The following is a 16,422-nucleotide window of genomic DNA, read 5'->3' as shown; positions in this document are numbered from 1 at the left end:
GTTTAGCCCTCCATCTCTTCGCGGATATGAGCCGCGCGCGGCTCGATGTTCTTGTTCGCCCACTTCACGTAGATCCAGGTGATCAAAAACGTGGTGAAAAACTGCGCCAAGCCGAGCCAGAGGCCGACGTTGAGGCCGAAGAAGTCCTTGGCCATCACGTCGGGGGCGAAGGTGGCGAAGACGACGTAGAAGACGTACCAGAGGAACGCCGCGATCATCACGGGGAAGGTGAATCCGCGGAACGTGCCTCGCAGGTCCTGGAATTCGGGGCTTTGCTGCATGGCCACGAACTCGTCAGGAGTTGGCTCGCGGCGTTGCGGAACAGCGGTGGAACCGGCCATGGCCTCGATCCTTTCTTGTGCACGGATAGATGGTCTTTGCCGCGCCGGAATTATGTGATCTCCGACTCAACAATGTGAATGTAACCTACCACACAGTCGTATGTGTGTTGTTCCGTAAATCGCTTTTAATTTTTGCGCAACGAAAAACCGCCCGGCCGCGATCAACGCAGCCAGGCGGCTCAACACCAATCCCCTACCCGGGGAACGTCAACGGGTCGCCTGAGAGGCGCTCGCCTTTCACACCGTCGAGGGCGGCGACGTCCTCGCTATCCAGCGTGACGCCCACCGCGCCGAGATTTTCCTCCAGGCGCTTCGGGTTGGAGGTCTTCGGCACCACGGAACAGCCAAGCTGCATCAAGTACGCCAACGAGACCTGCGCCGGGGTCGCGCCGTGCTTTTCGGCGACGGCCTGGATGGCCGGGTCGTCGAAGTTCGAGCCGCGGGCCAGCGGCGCCCACGCCTCGGTCACGATGTCGTGCTCGTCGTGGTAGGCGCGCAGCTCGGGCTGGGTGAACCCGGCGTGCAGCTCCACCTGGTTGAGCACCGGGGAAATACCGGTGGCCTCGATGATCTCGTCGAGCACCTCCGGGTAGAAGTTGGCCACGCCCACAGACTGCAGCCGGCCCATCCCCTGCAACTCCGCGATCTGCTCGAAGGCCTTCACGTAGGTGCCGTGCTGCGGCCACGGCCAGTGCACGAGGTAAAGGTCAATGAACTCGAGGTCGAGGCGCTCGAGCGACTCTTGGTAGGCCTCGGCCACGCGCTCCTGGTCGTCGTTCCACAGCTTGGTGGTAACAAACAGCTCTTCGCGCGTGACGTCACCGGCCTTGATGGCGGCGTTGATGGCCTTGCCCACCTCAACCTCGTTGCCGTAGAACGCCGCAGTGTCGATGTGGCGGTAACCGAGCTCGATCGCGGTGCGCACGATGGGCTCCACCTCGTCGCCGGTCAGCTTGTAGGTGCCGAGGCCGAGGAGGGGGAAATCGTAGCCGTCGTTAAGTGTGGTGACCGGGATGCGCATGGCAGCCTCCTAGCTGACGTCGAGCAGGTCGATGATGAACACGAGGGTGCGCCCGGACAGCGGGTGCCCGCCGCCCGCGGGGCCGTATGCCTTCTCCGGCGGGATGGTCAGCTGGCGGCGGCCGCCGACTTTCATGCCGGGGATGCCTTCCTGCCAGCCCTGAATCAGGCCGGTGAGCGGGAACTCTGCGGCCTCGCCGCGGTCCCAGGAGGAGTCGAACTCCTCGCCCGTTTCAAAGTCCACGCCAAGGTAGTGGACCTTGACAAAACCGCCGGCCACGGCCTCTGCGCCCTCGCCGACAGTGATGTCCTCAATAACGAGGTCTGCAGGCGCCGGGCCCTCCGGCTTGTCGATGAACGGCTTTTCCATAGCGTTGAAACTCCTTGCAAATTATGTGGGCAAGTTATGCGGCCCAATACAAAACCGCCGAGAACTTCCTCCCGAAATTATAAGGGAAGCTCAGTTCTCGGCGGTGGAGCACCGAAGCATGCTGCTTATCGACGCCCTTCGGTTGCGCCTAGCGCTGGTCGCGCGGCACGAAGTCGCGCTGCTGGTAGCCGGTGTAGATCTGGCGCGGGCGGTTGATCTTCGTGTTCATCTCGAGCTGCTCGCGGTACTGGGCGATCCAGCCCGGCAGGCGGCCGATGGCGAACAGGACGGTGAAGAAGTCCGTCGGGAAGCCCATGGCGCGGTAGATCAGGCCGGTGTAGAAGTCCACGTTCGGGTAGAGCTTGCGCTGGATGAAGTACTCGTCGTTCAGCGCGATCTCCTCGAGCTTCATCGCCAGGTCCAGCAGCTCGTCGCCGCCGAGGTGCTCGAGCACCTCGTGTGCGGTGTCCTTCACAATGGCCGCGCGCGGGTCGTAGTTCTTGTACACGCGGTGGCCGAAGCCCATCAGTCGCACGCCCTTTTCCTTGTTCTTCACGCGGTTCATGAAGTCGGTGGCGTCGCCGTCGTGGTTGTTCTTGATGTCCTCGAGCATCTCCAGCACCGCCTGGTTTGCGCCGCCGTGCAGCGGGCCTGCCAGGGCGTTGATGCCGCCTGCGATGGAGACGAACATGTTGGCCTGGGCGGAGGCGATCATGCGCACGGTGGAGGTGGAGCAGTTCTGCTCGTGGTCCGCGTGCAGGATGAGCAGCTTGTCCAGGGCCTTGGTCAGCACCGGATCGACGTGGTAGTCCTCGGTCGGGTACCCGAACATCATGCGCATGAAGTTCTCGCGCGGGTTCAGGGAGTTGTCCGGGTACATGTACGGCTTGCCGCGGGATGCGCGGTAGGCGTACGCGGCGAGCATCGGCACCTTGGCCATCAGGCGCACGGTTGCCTTGTCCAGCTGCTCCTCGTCCAGCGGGTCAAGCTGGTCCTGGTAGTAGGCGGAGAGAATGTTCACCGAGGAGGCGAGCACGGCCATCGGGTGGGCGTTGCGCGGGAAGATGTTGAACGCGGCCTTGAAGTCCTCGTCCAGCAGGGTGTGGTGGCGCAGGTCGGAGTTGAAGTTCTCCAGCTCGTCGGTGGTGGGCAGCTCACCGTTGATCAGCAGGTAGGACACCTCGTTGAAGGTGGCGTTTTCTGCCAGGTCGGCGATGTCGTAGCCGCGGTAGCGCAGGATGCCTGCCTCGCCGTCGATGTAGGTGATCTTGGACTCGGTGGAGCCGGTGGAAACGTAGCCGGGGTCGAAGGTGACCAGGCCGGTCTCGCCGAGAAGCTTGCCCAGCACGACACCGTCGTTGCCTTCGGTGGCGCGCATGATGTCCATCTCGTACTCGCCGCCCGGGTAGTGGAGTACGGCCTTATCCTTGTTCTCAGTAGCCACTGATTTCCCCTTCCAGGTAGTTTTCTCGGCTGTCTTTGGGATAGCTCCCGGCAACCTGTTTTTACGTAAGGCACTGTATCAAAGTTTGTGACGCGTCTGACAACAACGGCAGCTGCCTGGACACACCACAGAGAACCCGGCGGGTACGCCCGCAGGTGCGAGCTTGTCCGTTAAGCTGGTCGGGTATCTGCCCGGCGGAAAGGTGACGTATGCGCGAGCTGTACTTCTTGGAAGACGAGTCGACGGAGACGTTTTTCGTCCTCCGCGACGATAACGGGATGCGCTACCAGTTGGCGCGCACCGAGCTTGAGCCCTCGCTTATCGACGGCGCTTCTACCACCTCCCCCTCCACCCCCGACCGCGACACCGGGGTGACCGTGTTGGACACGACGTTGGACACGACCGCCGACGAGCCCGAGACCGAATCCGCCGAAGTAGAGGAACCCGCTGCCCAAAAGCCAGCGCCCGCGCCGGTGGAGCGCTCCCTGCCGGAGCCGGACCCGCTCTACGCCACTCCCCTGTCCATGCGCCCGAACGAGATCCAGGCGCGCCTGCGCGCCGGCGCCACCGCCGCCGCGCTGGCCGAGGAGATGGGCGTGGCCGAAAGCCGCCTCGATGTGTACGCCCACCCGGTGCTGCTGGAGCGCGCCCAGGTGGCGGAGGCTGCGAAGCAGTCCCACCCGGTGCGCGAGGACGGCCCCGCGAAGCAGACCCTGTTCGAGATCCTCGCCACCGCGTTCGCGGCCCGCGGGCACTCGATCAGCGACGCAGAATGGGACGCCACCCGCGAGCAAGGCGACAGCTGGGTCGTCCACGTCACCTGGAAGGCCGGGTTGACGGAGAACGAGGCGCTGTGGACCTTCAAGCGTTCCATGGGCTCCGCCGCCCAAACGGAGGCGCGCAACGCCATGGCCGCGGACCTGACGGATCCCGATTTCGCGCAGCCGGTGCGTTCACTGTCGGCGGTGCGAGCGGACCGTGACGACGTCAGCGCTGATGGCAGTGACAACGACTACGACGTGTACGACCCCACCAGCGCCACTGGGCCTCAAGCAGCCCCAGAAGCTGATGTCACGGAGTTGCCGGTCGAGGGCAACCCGGAGGTCGTCGATACGCGAGACGATGTGCTCGAGGGCGACTTCCTGCGCCACCCGGACGAGGAAAAGCAACCGAAGAAGCGCCGCCGCAAGGCTGTCACCCCGCACTGGGAGGACGTGTTGCTGGGGGTTCGCACGAACACCAAGCACCCGAAGCGCTGAGCACCTTAGGATGTGTGCATGAGTTTCCCAGCGGTTCTTACGCTTTGGTTTGTCAACACCGCCGACCCGGCCGGCGTGCTCGAGCGCGAGCCGAAGGCCGACCGCGGGTTCGGCCGCAAGCTGCTTTCCCAGGTCAACCCGGCATGGCCGATCACCCCGATCGGCTCGTTTCCGCTGAACCGCTCCTCGGTGCCGGGCCGCGACGAGTTCTACATCGCGGGCTTTCCCGGAGTCTCGGTGGTGCGGATGCTTGTCGACGACGCCTCGGCCCTGTCCACCACAACCCCGTGGCATTCGGTCCTTCCCGCCTCTGACGTGTTTGTCATCGCGACCGGCACGGACAGCGACTACGGCGGGTTCGCGCACTTCACCGGTGAGACCGTGGTGCGCAGCTTCAGCGCTACCCGCACCCAGGTCATCGAGGACCTCGGCCTGCCCGAGCCGTTTGAGGCGCCCTACTGGGCGGGCGAGCGCGCCGAGGCGGCCGGCGGCATCTCACTGCCGTTCGAGCCGCGGGACTTGGCGCTCTCGGCGGAGCGTCACTGGCTGGGCGTGGACATCGGCGAGGACGGCCCCGACATCAACGTCGTCGGCTACGCGGTGGACGGCCGCCCCGAGCCGAAGATCGAGGAAAAGAAAACGCCCGCGGTGAAGTCGGTGGACGCTGTGGCCGCGAAGTTCGCGGAGAAGTCGAAGGCGTACGACGACTACGAGGACGCCCCCGACGACCAGCGCGGCGACGAGTTCGCCGAGCTTGCCGACGCCTCCGTGGCCGCCGCGAAACGCGTCGGCCGGGGCCTGCGCGCACGCGCGACGGAATTGTGGAAGGCGCTTTCGGAGCGCATCCGCCACTTCGACCGCTAGCGATTCCTTTCGTAGAACGCGATCGCGGCGGACGTCGCGACGTTGAGCGAGTCCGTCCCCGGCGCCATGGGGATCTTGGCGCGCACGTCGGTGGCGCGCATCGCGTGCGGGGTCAGGCCGGGGCCCTCCCCGCCGACTAGGAAGGCTACCTTGTCGTGGCCCTGGATCGCGTCTTTCAGCTCGACAGCGTCGTCGGCCGGGGTGAGCGAGATGAGCCACCAGCCGGCCTCGCGCAGCTGCTCCAGCGAGCGCTGCCACGTCGTCGTCGTGCCGTCGAGGTGCGCGAACGGGGTGCGCAGCACGTGCCCCATGGACACGCGCACGCTGCGCCGGTACAGCGGGTCGGCGGTGGCGGCGCCGAAGAGCACGCCGTCGACGCCCATGCCGGCGGCGTTGCGGAAGATGGACCCGATGTTCTCGTGGTCGCCCACGCCTTCCAGAATCACGAGGGTGCGCGCGCCGTCGAGCACCTCGGCGGCGGACAGCGGCTCCGGCTTGTCGGCGGAGACCAGCAACCCGCGGTGCATGTCGTAGCCGGCAACCTCCCCCATGATGCCGCGGGTGATCTGGTAGACCGGCACGCCGCGGCGCTCGAGCTCGTCGCCGTAGTCGGCCATGAAGGACTCGAGCCGCCCGCCGAAGCCGAACACGGCGCGAACTGGGAATCGGGATTCCACCAGCCGTCCGGCCACGAGCGGCCCCTCAGCGAAAACGAGCCCTTTTTCCTTGTCCGAATGCTTCAGGTCGCGGATGTCGTCGAGGCGGGGGTCCGACGGGTCGTCGATAGGCACAAGCATTTAGCTCAGCGCCGCCATGATCGGGCCCTGGGCGAAGTACACCACGAACAGCGCGGAGATGAGCCACATGATCCAGTGGATCTCCTTCGCCTTCCCGGCGAACAGGCTCATCAGGGCAAAGGAGATGAAGCCGACGCCGATGCCGTTGGCGATGGAGTAGGTCAGCGGCATGGTCACGATGGTCAGAAACGCCGGCAGGGCGATCGTGAACTCAGACCACTCGATCTGGCCGACCTGCATCATCATCAGCGCACCGACGACCACGAGCACGGGGGCTGCGGCCTCGATAGGCACGATCTCATACAGCGGGGTGAAAAACATCGCGACGAGGAACAGCACGCCGGTGACAACGTTGGCCAGGCCGGTGCGCGCACCGTCCGCGATACCGGCGGAGGAATCGACGAACACGGTATTCGACGATGCCGAGGTCGCGCCGCCGACCACAGCGCCGAAGCCTTCAACGACCAGAGCGCGCTTCATGTCCGGCAGCACGGCGTGTTCGTCGGTAAGCCCGGCCTGGCGGCCGAGTGCGGTCATGGTGCCCATGGCGTCGAAGAAATTGGCCAGCACGAGGGTGAACACGAGCAGCGACGCGGAGATCACTCCGAGGTTCACAAACGCACCGAACAGGTCCACGTTGCCCACGATGGACAGGTCCGGGATGCCGCCGAAGCTGTCCGGCAGGCCCGGCACCGCCATGCCCCACCCCTCCGGGTTGTCCGCGGAGGAGCCGGCGCCAGTCAGCGCCTCGACCACCATGGCGATGACGGTGGTGAGCAAGATGCCGATGAACAACCCGCCGCGGATGTTGCGCACAACCATGAAGCCGCAGATGAACAGGCCGATGACGAACACGAACGTGGGCCAGGACGAAATGGAGCCGCCGGTGCCCAGCTGCACCGGCACGGTGGTCATGGCGGCGTCGGGGATGCGGCGGACAAAGCCGGCGTCCACAAGCCCGATGGTGGCGATGAACATGCCGATGCCCACGCTCATGGCCACCTTCATGGAATCCGGAATGGCGTTGAACACGGCGGTGCGGAAGCCGGAAACGGCCAGCAGCACGATGATGATGCCGTCGATGACCACCAACCCCATGGCCTCCGGCCAGGTCAGGCCCTGCTGCCCCACCATGGTCACCGCGACCAGGGTGTTGATGCCCAGGCCGGTGGCGATGCCGAACGGGTACTTGGCAATCACGCCGAACAGGATGCTCATCACGCCGGCGGCGAGCGCCGTTGCGGCGGCGACCTGCGGGATGCCCAGGACAACGCCTTCGCGGTCCGGGCTGGTGCCGATGATCAGCGGGTTGAGCAGCACGATGTAGGCCATCGCGAAGAACGTCACTACCCCGGCGCGCACCTCGGTGCCGACCGTGGATCCGCGCTCACTGATGTGGAAGAAGGTGTCCAGCGCGCCGCGCGGCTGCGGCTGGTCCTTATGCAGTTCTGCTCCGGTTGTGGTACTCACGTCGCATTAGTGTCGCACCCTGCCTGCGAAAACACCAATCGTTGGGGCTCACCAACGATTATTCCCCCACGGTGGTGTCCGAGTGCGCCCCGCAGCCGTAGGAGGAGGCCACCACGTGCCCGTCCGCGGAGTACTCGTTGGCGCAGATGCCGAAGTTCTCGCCCACCGGCTGCTCCAACGGAATATAAAACGCGCAGGAGCGGCACGACAGCGCGGCCTTTTCGGCGAACTCGCTGTTGGGGCCGAACTCGCCGGTGCGCCAGCGCTTCTTCGCGTCCTCCAGTCCGGAGGTGGTGAGGTAGCGCTTGGTTTCGCGGCCGGTAAACGTGACGGCCTCACGGGAGAAGGAGTCGTCGGTGACGCGGTCGTCGTCAGGCGATAGCTCCATGATGTCGCCCGGGCCCAGGTCGCCGGGGCGCAGGCGGTCGGAGTACGGCACCCAGTCCGGCGCTTCGAGCGCGCCCTGCGAGGGCACGAGCGCGACCTCGTTGACGGTGACCCAGTCCGCGCCGTCGGCGCAGGCCACCACGGCGTTCCATTCCCAGCCTGCGTAGCCGGGCACGTCGGCGGCGAAACGGTGGGTGGCCACGTTGCGGCCGAGCCCCATCACGCCGATGTGCTCGCCGACTTCCCCGTCGGCGATTTCGGCCAGCGCCTCCCGTGCAGTGGCGACTGCGTCGGTGGACAGCAGGGGGCTGCGCTTTCGGGGGTTGCGGGATCGGTTGTTGGATCGTGACACGGTTCCCCATTATTGCCCACGTGGTGCAGGATGGTTGCCATGGGTCGATTCACGCTTGCCGCCGTCTGTTCCGCGCTCGCTGTCTTGTCGGGCTGTTCCTCCCCCGAGACCGCGGGGCCGGACACGCAGCGCCTCACCGCGCACGTCGAGGAGCGCTTGCCTTTCGACGACACCAGCTTCACCCAGGGCCTGGAGGTCGTCGACAACGGCACCATCTACGTCGGCACCGGCCAGGAGGGCGAATCCCGCCTGTACACGCGCACCCCCGAGGGCGAAAAGTTGCGGTCCATCGATTTAGATCCGGAGTTTTTCGGCGAGGGCATTACGCTTCACGACGGCACGGTGTGGCAACTGACCTGGCTTCACGGCACCGCAATCAAGCGCGACGCCGCAACACTGGAAGAAACCGGCCGGGCGAATTACGCCGGCGAAGGCTGGGGCCTGTGCTCCCGCGCCGACGAGGACGAGCTGATCTTCTCCGACGGCACCGCCGAGCTGCGCCGCATGGACCCGGAAACCTTCGAGGAGCGCGAGCGCTTCACCGTCACCATGGACGGCCAGCCGGTGGAGGGCCTCAACGAGCTCGAGTGCGTGGGCGACGAGGTGTACGCCAACGTTTTCACCACCACCAACATCATGCGCATCGACGCTGACTCGGGGAAGGTCACCGCCGTCATCGACGCCTCCGCGCTGGAGAACAACGCCGCGCCCGACCCGAACAACGTGCTCAACGGCATCGCGCACATCCCCGGCACCGAGGAGTTTTACCTCGCCGGCAAGCGCTGGCCGGACATGTACCGCGTGACGTTTAAGCCTGAGACCGCCGCCAAGTAGGATCTTGCGCCATGGCACCCAAACGCGCAGCAACCCAGCAGTGGAAAGTCCTGGCCATCGCCCTAGTTGGCGTGGTGGTGCTGGTGGGGGCGGTCTACGCCTTTATTAGCTACCAGCAGAACAAGCCGGGCACCCCGGTGCGCGACCTCGAAGTCGCCGTGGCTGCCGCCGGGCAGACCGAACAAATACCCGTATACACAGTGTGCGAGCTGGACGTGGAGTGCCCCGGCGGCGAGCCGCCGCGCATGCGCCTGCCAGATCAGGGGGACGTGACTGTTACTGTGCCCGGCGAGATCGAGCGCAACAGCTGGCGCCTGCTACTCATCTACGACGACCCCGCCGCCAACACCGAGCGCGTGTTCACCTCCGGCGAGTCCGGCGAGGAAACCGTCCCGGCAGTGACCGAATCCGGCGCGAAGCTCGTCGTCGCAGAGATTACGACCTTGGATATTGAAAAAGGCGATGACGGGGAAGAATCTCCCGTCATCGCCACGTGGTCTGTCGGCTTCGACTAGGCCGAAGGTGCGTCGCTAAGCATCCAGCTCCCGGGCCACCGCCCGCAGGATCCCCGCAACCTGGCGCCCCTCCTTGCGGTCTGGGTAGCGGCCGTTGGTCAGCGCTGGCTGGACCTGCGTCTCAATCAGCGTCATCACATCCGCCAGCATGCTGCCCAGCTCCTCCGGCTTGCGGCGGTGCACGGGGCGACGCTTCGGCTCATCGAGCACTTTCACACGCAGCGCCTGCGGGCCGCGGCGGCCGGCAGCGAAATCGAACTCGATGCGCTGGCCTGCGACCAGTTCGTCCACGCCGTCGGGAAGCACGGATTTGCCGATGAAGACGTCGTCGTCGCCCGGATTGGACGCGAAGCCGAAGCCCTTTTCGGTGTCGTACCACTTCACCTTTCCAATAGGCATGGCATCCTCCTTTAAGGTTCCGGTACATGGCCCGCCCATTGCAGGCCAAAATAAAGGTTTTACACTACACCTTCGCCCCGAAAACCGCGACTGTGACCCAGAACACCAAAACTCGCCATGAGGGACGCGACCTGGGAAAACGTTGAGCTCTGCTGTCATACGAACACCGTTCCGTGCCGCTTGCGTGACACAATCGTTACAAATGGTTAGGCTATCCCGAGAATTGGCGGTCAACGACGAGAGGAAACGAATCATGGGACGCCACTCCAAGAAGACCACCTCCACGGGCAAGAAGGCTCTGGCAGGTACCGCAGCAGTTGCAGCACTGGCAGGCATCATCGCCCCGCAGGCAACCGCAGCACCGGACTCCGACTGGGACAAGCTCGCACAGTGCGAGTCCGGCGGCAACTGGTCCATCAACACCGGCAACGGCTACTACGGCGGCCTGCAGTTCAACTACGGCACCTGGCAGGCATACGGCGGCGGCGAGTTCGCCCCGACCGCAGACCAGGCCACCCGCGAGCAGCAGATCATCATCGCCGAGCGCACCCTGGCCAACCAGGGCTGGGGCGCATGGCCGGCCTGCTCCGCGCGCTACGGCCTGAACTCCGCGCCGACCAACCGCGACGCGCAGGCAGCCCAGGCGGCTCCGGCACCGAAGCCGGCTCCCGCCCCGGCCCCGGCTGCACCGGCACCGGCAGCCCAGACTTCCTCCACCGGAAACGAGACCGATGAGCTGTACGCGAAGCTGCGCGACGCCATCAACGCCCTCGGTTTCCAGGTCCCGGCTACCGTCCAGGACAACTACGCGGCGAACCGCAACGACTACAACGCGTTCTACGCTGCTAACCAGCCGCTGGCGGACGCCGCGCTGGCCGGCGACTACGCGAAGGTCACCCAGCTCATCGGCTCCAATTTCAGCACCCAGGTCAACGACACCCTGGCTTCCCTGCAGCAGACCTACCTGCCGCGCTAAGAGCTACGCGCCGAAACCCCGCCTCCGGGCGGGGTTTCTTTTTGCCCACATCGCTGATCTGCTAGTTCGCCCAGCCCGGCAACGGCACCGAACTAGCAGATGAGCCCACAATTGGAATCGGCTTTCAACACCACCTGGGCAAACGGAAAGTTGGACACTTGATCTGCTAGTTGCCCAAGCTCTCAAACACACGAAAAAGGTGGCCCCGCCACGGGGGCCACCTTTGGTGCCGTCGCTAAGCGAAAGCTAGCGGTTGATGCGCGTCGTCGGGTGGACGTAGCCGGTCTCCTCCGCCTTCAGCGGCAGGATCAGCTCGTCGCCGAACGGGCTCGCGGCACCGGTGAGCTTGGAGGAAATCTCGGTGACCGGGTGACCGTTACCAGGGGTGTGCGTGGGCCACGCCGGGTTCGCGCGACCGATCTTCTCTACATCTTTAGCCATGCCCCTCATTCTTTCACGCCGGGCACGAAAACGCACGTAAACTCACCCCCGCAATGTCTACCTTCCCCGAATTCTTGCAGTCGCTTAGCGACGATCAGCTCCGCCTGCTCATCCGCACCCGGCCAGATGCCTTCTTCCCCGCCCCGCCCTCGGCCGGGTCGTTGGCCACGCGCCTAGGGTTGCCCGGCTCCGCGTCGCGGGCGCTGCGCCAGCTCACCACCGCCGACCTGGCAGTACTGGAGCGCCTCGCCGACGCCGGCGCAGAGCTGGACCCGGTGGACGCGCGCGAACTCGGCGAGGTGGCGCACCTGCGGGAACTCGCTTTGGTCTACGGGCCCGATGAGGAGCTGCGGATCTCCCCCGGCACGCTCACCGCGCTGCCCCCAGGCTGGCGCGTCACCGACAGCCTGCCGGCGGGCGCGGCCGAAGCGCTGAAGGCACTGCCCGCCCGCGAGCGCAAGGTGCTGGAAACCCTGGCTTCCTCGGGCGGGGTGGGCACGACTTCGGCGGCAGGGCCCGACGCGGACCCATCGGCGCCGGTGGCAAAGCTGCTCGCGGCGGGTTTGCTGGTACGGGTAGACGCGAACACGGTGCGCCTGCCGCGGCCGGTGCGCGACGCGATGCGCGGGATCCAGCCGCGTGAGTTCCCGCTGGAGGCACCCGCGCTGCCGGAGGTGGACCAGTCCGCGGTGGACGAAGCAGCGACCTCGGCGGGCTTGGACGCCGTGCGCCAAATGCGCCAGCTGGTCATGGCGCTCATGGACCACCCGGTCGCGCTGAACAAGGACGGCACCGTCGGCGTGCGCGCCGCGGCGAACCTGGAAAAGGAACTCGGCTTCGACCCGAGGTTATTGATCACCATCGGCGAGGCGGCGGGCCTTGTCGGCCGCGGCAACGTCGACGACGAGGACGTGCTCGCCGCGACCCGCGACGCGTTGACGTGGATTGACGCCACGCTTTCGGACCAGTGGGCAATCCTCTTGGTCGGCTGGGCCGCCTCCCCGTGGCGCGCCGACACCGCCGCGAAGCTTCTGTCCGCGGATATGCACGCGCCCGCGGTGCGCCACGCACGGCTGACCATCCTGCGCCACGCCGGCCGCACCGACCAGCTGCTGTTCCACGCCCCGCTGGAGGCCAGCGGTTTCTCGCCACAGCTCATCCAGGCGGTGGTGGATGAGGCCCAGTTCGTCGGCGCGCTCGCCGGCACCCCGCAGCCGGCGCAGTCCTCTCCCCTGCTGGCGTTGCTGGACGGCCGCGATGGCGAGGACGTCGCCGCAGCGGCCAAGGAGCTCGTGCCCGCGTCCGTCGACACGCTGATTGCCCAGGGCGACATGACGATGCTCGCCCCGGGCCCGCTCGAGCCGGACATGGCGTCGTTTTTGGAGCGCATCGCCGAGCTCGAATCCCCGGGCCTGGCCAGCGTGTGGCGGGTCACGGAGGCGTCGGTACGCCGCGGCCTGGACGGCGGGCTCACCGCCGAGGAGGTCCACGCCTGGCTGGGCCGGCACGTCATGGGCGAGGTGCCGCAGGCAATCGCGTTTCTTATCGACGACACCGCCCGCACCCACGGCGCCATCCGCGCCGGCAGCGCACTGAGTTACATCCGTTCCGCGGACCCGGCGCTGATCGCCACCGCCGCCGAGCGCTGCGGCCTGCGCGTCCTCGCCCCCACCGTCGCAGTGTCGGACCAGCCGCTGACCAAGCTCATGGCTCAGCTGCGTGCGGCCGGGATGCAGCCCACCGCGGAGGACAACACCGGCGCGACGCTGAACATGGCGCCCGAACCCGCGCTGGTCGCCGCAACCCCGTCCGCCCTGCCGCGGACTCCGAAGGCCACCGAGGAGCAGGTCGAAGCCATCGTATCCAAGCTGCGCGCCGATTCCGGCTCCGACGCGGACGCCGGGGCCGGCGACATCTTCGAAACGCTGCGGGCGGCGGCTCGAGCGAAGCGGCATGTGGCCGTAGGTTTCGTGGATAAGCAAGGGCGCGGCCGCACGCTCACCGTGCTACCGCTCAGCGTGAGCGCGGGGCAGGTCGACGCACTCGACGAGGCCGCCGATCGCGTTGTGCGCATCGCCCTGCCGCGCATCACCAAAGTGGTGCTGGCCTAGCGGCTGAAGCGCTCCAGGATTTCCAGGATGTGCTCGTAGTCCTTACCGGTCGCCGCGGTCAGGCCCAGCTCGCAGGTGCGGTTGGACGACGCATGGCAGGTCGAGTCCAGCTCGACCGCCTGCGCCGCCTCGCGCTTCGTCGCGGCGTGGGTCAGCTCCGGGTGCAGCATGCCGCGGTCGCCCGCGTAGCCGCAGCAGTTCCACTCGGCGGGCACGCGCACATCTTCGGCCGCAGCGCCAGCGACGCGTGCCAGCGTATCGACGATCCCAAGGTGCGTCGCCGAACACGTCGGGTGCAACGTCACAGAGTCCACCTTCTGCTTCACCTCGAGGCGCCCAATCACCTGGTCCTCGACGAACTCGATGGCGTCGATGACCTTGATGCCGATGCCCTCGGCCATGTCGCGGAAGCCGTGCGTGCAGCTGGACGCGTCCACCACCACGGGCAGGCGTCCGCCGTCGGTGGCGGCGATGAGCTGGTCGTTGACGCGGCGCTGCATGATGTCGTGGCCCGTGCTCATGCCTTTCGACGCCCACGGGGTCCCGCAGCACATCCCGTCGATGTCCTCCGGGACGGTCAGCGCGAGCCCGGCGCGCTCCACCAGCTTCGCAAACGCCTCGGAGGCGCCCACACCCTCGCCCTGCGGCCCGAACATGGAGTTCACGCAGGCGGGGACGAACACGCCCGCTGGCTCCGCGCCCGGCGCGCCAATGCGGGTGCCGAATGCCTTGGAGCGCTTCACCCCGCCCTTGGACAGCTCGGGGCGGTACTGCGGCACCGTGTCCTCGCCCACCAGGGCGCGGGCGACGTCGGTGACCTTCTGCACCAGTTTCGTCGGCATGTAGTAGGCGCCGGTCAACGCCGCCGAGGCCAGCGTATTGCCCGGACCCCACGCCTTCGCTGCGGCCGCCCAGCCGGCGGACTCCGCAGCTCCCGCCTGGCCGCGGCGCAGGGACTTGATGAATTTGCCGGTGTCGATCTTCACCGGGCAGGCGGTGACGCACATCGAGTCCACGGCGCAGGTGTCGATGCCGTCGTACTGATATGCCTCGTCGATGTGCGCGACCAGCTCGGTGTCGCCTTCCTGGATCGCCTTCGCGCGGGCACGGCGCACCACGATGCGCTGGCGCGGGGTCATGGTGATGTCGCGCGAGGGGCACACCGGCTCGCAGTAGCCGCACTCCACGCACGAGTCGATCTCGTCTTCCACCTGCGGGTTGAGCTTGAAGTTCTTCATGTGCTCGCGCTCGTCGTCGGTGATGATCACGCCCGGGTTCATCACCCCGCGCGGGTCGGCGGCGCGCTTGAGCTCCACCATGACCTCGTAGAGTTCCTCGCCGTACTGGCGGCGCACGTACGGCGCCATCACGCGCCCGGTGCCGTGCTCGGCCTTCAGGTTGCCGCCGGCGCCGAGCACGAGGTCGACCATTTCCTCGTTAAAGCCGTCGTAGCGGGAGAGGTTCTCGTCGCCTTCGAAGCGGTCGGTGATGAGGAAGTGGATGTTGCCGTCTTTGGCGTGGCCGAAGATGACGGCGTCGTCGTAGCGGTAGGCGTCGAAAAGCTGCTGCAATCCGCCGCACGTGTCCGCGAGGTCGCCCACGGGCACGGCGATGTCCTCGAGCAGCGCGGTGGTGCCGGACGGGCGGGCCTCTGCGACCTGGGCGTAGAGGCCCTTGCGGAAGGCCCAGGCCTTGGCGGCCTCGGCGGCGTCGGTGGTGAAGGCCGCCGGGGTCTGCAGGTCAAAGCCCTCCAGCAGTTTCGCGCCGGCGGCTTCGTATTCGCGCAGCTCATCAGCCTCGTTGGCGTGGTACTCGATGAGCAGCGCAGCCTGGCCGGACAGTTCGAAGCCGGTGATCTGCTCCGGCACCGAGTCGAAGGTGCGGCCGACCTTGATGGAGCGCGAGTCCATCAGCTCCAGCGTGGCGGCCTTCGAGTCGAACAGGGCCGGCAGCGAGCGCGTCGCCGCGTCCAGCGTCGGGTACACCGCGATGGTGGTGGTCTTCAGCTTCGGCACTTCGATGGTGCGCAGCACGGCCTCCGCGATGAACGCGAGCGTGCCCTCGGACGCGACCAGCAGGTGCATGAAGATGTCCAGGGGCGACTCGTAGTCCAGAAACGCGTTGAGGCTGTAGCCCATCGTGTTCTTCAGCGCGAAGTGGCGCTCGATGGTGTCCACGGATTCCTTGTTCTCGCGCACGCGCCGCTTGAGGCGCTCCAGCTTTGCGACGAGCTCCGCCTCCTCCCGCGCAAATTGCGCCTCAGCGTCCTGATGCGCCGTGTTGATGACGGTGCCGGACGGCAGCACGAACGTCATCGATTCGATGGTGTTGTAAGTGTTGAACTCGGTGCCGCAGGCCATGCCGGAGGAGTTGTTGGCGATCACGCCGCCCATCGTCGCCGCGCCTTCGGAGGCCGGATCCGGGCCGATCTTGCGGCCGTACGGGGCGAGGTGGGCGTTGACTTGGCGCACCGTGGAGCCGGGCTGGACTCGCACCCGCGCGCCGCCGTCGAGGACTTCCACGCCGCGGAAGTGCTTGCGCACGTCCACGAGCATGCCCGCGCCGCCGGCCTGGCCGGACAGGGAGGTACCGCCGCCGCGCAGCACTACCGGTGCGCCGGAGGAGGCGGAGGCGCGGAAGGCTGCCGCCACGTCGTGGGCGGTGCGGGCTTCCACCACCACGTCTGGGGTGTAGAGGAAGTGCGACGCGTCGTGGGCGTACTTGATCCGGTCGATCGGGCGGGTGGAAAGCGCCTGGTCGGAGCCGAGTTCGCGGGATAAATGCTCTGCGGGGGAGGAAATGGTTGTGGTCATGGGTCCATGCTAATCCTCCTGAGGATAGG

General features: G+C 66.7%; 16 protein-coding genes. 6 read left to right on the top strand and 10 right to left on the bottom strand.

The features are described 5' to 3' along the window. Positions 1–2 precede the first annotated feature (2 nt). The 4 genes from CIHUM_RS03345 to CIHUM_RS03330 form a co-directional block, all read right to left on the bottom strand. Positions 3–341, bottom strand: a complete 339-nt coding sequence (locus CIHUM_RS03345; RefSeq protein WP_034999435.1) for a DUF485 domain-containing protein — start codon at positions 339–341, stop codon at positions 3–5. A 193-nt stretch (positions 342–534) separates the two neighbouring features. Next, on the bottom strand, positions 535–1,362 hold the full coding sequence (locus CIHUM_RS03340) for an aldo/keto reductase (protein ID WP_034999434.1): 828 nt from the start codon (positions 1,360–1,362) through the stop codon (positions 535–537). A 9-nt stretch (positions 1,363–1,371) separates the two neighbouring features. Then, positions 1,372–1,731 carry an FKBP-type peptidyl-prolyl cis-trans isomerase FkpA gene (gene fkpA, locus CIHUM_RS03335; protein ID WP_034999432.1) on the bottom strand — a complete coding sequence of 120 codons (360 nt, stop codon included), beginning with the start codon at positions 1,729–1,731 and terminating at the stop codon, positions 1,372–1,374. Positions 1,732–1,879: 148 nt separating this feature from the next. After that, entirely contained in the window at positions 1,880–3,175 is a 1,296-nt protein-coding gene (locus CIHUM_RS03330) for a citrate synthase (RefSeq protein ID WP_034999430.1), read from the bottom strand. Between the two features lie 209 nt (positions 3,176–3,384). Between CIHUM_RS03330 and sepH the strand changes: the two genes are divergently transcribed. Both sepH and CIHUM_RS03320 read left to right on the top strand, forming a co-directional pair. After that, entirely contained in the window at positions 3,385–4,434 is a 1,050-nt protein-coding gene (gene sepH, locus CIHUM_RS03325; protein WP_034999429.1) for a septation protein SepH, read from the top strand. Positions 4,435–4,452: 18 nt separating this feature from the next. Beyond that, positions 4,453–5,298: a DUF6928 family protein gene (locus CIHUM_RS03320; protein WP_034999428.1), complete on the top strand. Its 846-nt coding sequence runs from the start codon at positions 4,453–4,455 to the stop codon at positions 5,296–5,298. Here the strand turns inward: CIHUM_RS03320 and CIHUM_RS03315 are convergent. Genes CIHUM_RS03315 through CIHUM_RS03305 form a run of 3 tightly spaced genes read right to left on the bottom strand, consistent with a single transcriptional unit; the run spans position 5,295 to position 8,304 of the window. After that, positions 5,295–6,095 (bottom strand): TrmH family RNA methyltransferase, encoded by an 801-nt coding sequence (locus tag CIHUM_RS03315; RefSeq protein ID WP_034999426.1) that lies wholly within the window; start codon positions 6,093–6,095, stop codon positions 5,295–5,297. The two genes, CIHUM_RS03320 and CIHUM_RS03315, sit on opposite strands and share 4 nt — an antisense overlap. Next, positions 6,096–7,565 carry an NCS2 family permease gene (locus CIHUM_RS03310; protein ID WP_051106429.1) on the bottom strand — a complete coding sequence of 490 codons (1,470 nt, stop codon included), beginning with the start codon at positions 7,563–7,565 and terminating at the stop codon, positions 6,096–6,098. Positions 7,566–7,623: 58 nt separating this feature from the next. After that, positions 7,624–8,304, bottom strand: a complete 681-nt coding sequence (locus tag CIHUM_RS03305) for a DUF3027 domain-containing protein (RefSeq protein WP_051106428.1) — start codon at positions 8,302–8,304, stop codon at positions 7,624–7,626. Between the two features lie 39 nt (positions 8,305–8,343). On the opposite strand from CIHUM_RS03305, the gene CIHUM_RS03300 reads away from it, so the two are divergent. After that, a complete protein-coding gene (locus tag CIHUM_RS03300; RefSeq protein ID WP_034999425.1) occupies positions 8,344–9,138 on the top strand; it encodes a glutaminyl-peptide cyclotransferase in 795 nt (264 codons plus the stop codon). Positions 9,139–9,149: 11 nt separating this feature from the next. Further along, positions 9,150–9,653, top strand: a complete 504-nt coding sequence (locus CIHUM_RS03295) for a DUF2771 family protein (RefSeq protein ID WP_034999424.1) — start codon at positions 9,150–9,152, stop codon at positions 9,651–9,653. Between the two features lie 15 nt (positions 9,654–9,668). Here the strand turns inward: CIHUM_RS03295 and CIHUM_RS03290 are convergent, their stop codons facing one another. Further along, the gene (locus CIHUM_RS03290; RefSeq protein WP_034999423.1) at positions 9,669–10,052 is read right to left on the bottom strand and encodes a cold-shock protein; all 384 of its coding nucleotides are present in this window, start codon (positions 10,050–10,052) and stop codon (positions 9,669–9,671) included. A 253-nt stretch (positions 10,053–10,305) separates the two neighbouring features. On the opposite strand from CIHUM_RS03290, the gene CIHUM_RS03285 reads away from it, so the two are divergent. Further along, positions 10,306–11,028, top strand: coding sequence for a resuscitation-promoting factor Rpf1 domain-containing protein (locus tag CIHUM_RS03285; protein WP_074432027.1), 723 nt, complete (start codon positions 10,306–10,308; stop codon positions 11,026–11,028). Between the two features lie 246 nt (positions 11,029–11,274). Here the strand turns inward: CIHUM_RS03285 and CIHUM_RS03280 are convergent, their stop codons facing one another. Next, entirely contained in the window at positions 11,275–11,469 is a 195-nt protein-coding gene (locus CIHUM_RS03280) for a hypothetical protein (protein ID WP_034999421.1), read from the bottom strand. A gap of 53 nt (positions 11,470–11,522) precedes the next feature. On the opposite strand from CIHUM_RS03280, the gene CIHUM_RS03275 reads away from it, so the two are divergent. Then, positions 11,523–13,580 carry a helicase-associated domain-containing protein gene (locus CIHUM_RS03275; RefSeq protein WP_034999420.1) on the top strand — a complete coding sequence of 686 codons (2,058 nt, stop codon included), beginning with the start codon at positions 11,523–11,525 and terminating at the stop codon, positions 13,578–13,580. Here CIHUM_RS03275 and CIHUM_RS03270 read toward each other — a convergent pair. Then, entirely contained in the window at positions 13,577–16,393 is a 2,817-nt protein-coding gene (locus CIHUM_RS03270; protein WP_034999419.1) for an FAD-binding and (Fe-S)-binding domain-containing protein, read from the bottom strand. The two genes, CIHUM_RS03275 and CIHUM_RS03270, sit on opposite strands and share 4 nt — an antisense overlap. Positions 16,394–16,422: the final 29 nt, after the last annotated feature.

The sequence above is a fragment of the Corynebacterium ihumii genome, from assembly GCF_028609825.1.
GTDB classification, from domain to species: Bacteria; Actinomycetota; Actinomycetes; order Mycobacteriales; family Mycobacteriaceae; genus Corynebacterium; species Corynebacterium afermentans.
The sequence above is the reverse complement of the archived record's forward strand: the minus strand, read 5'-3'. Positions and strand labels throughout refer to the sequence as shown.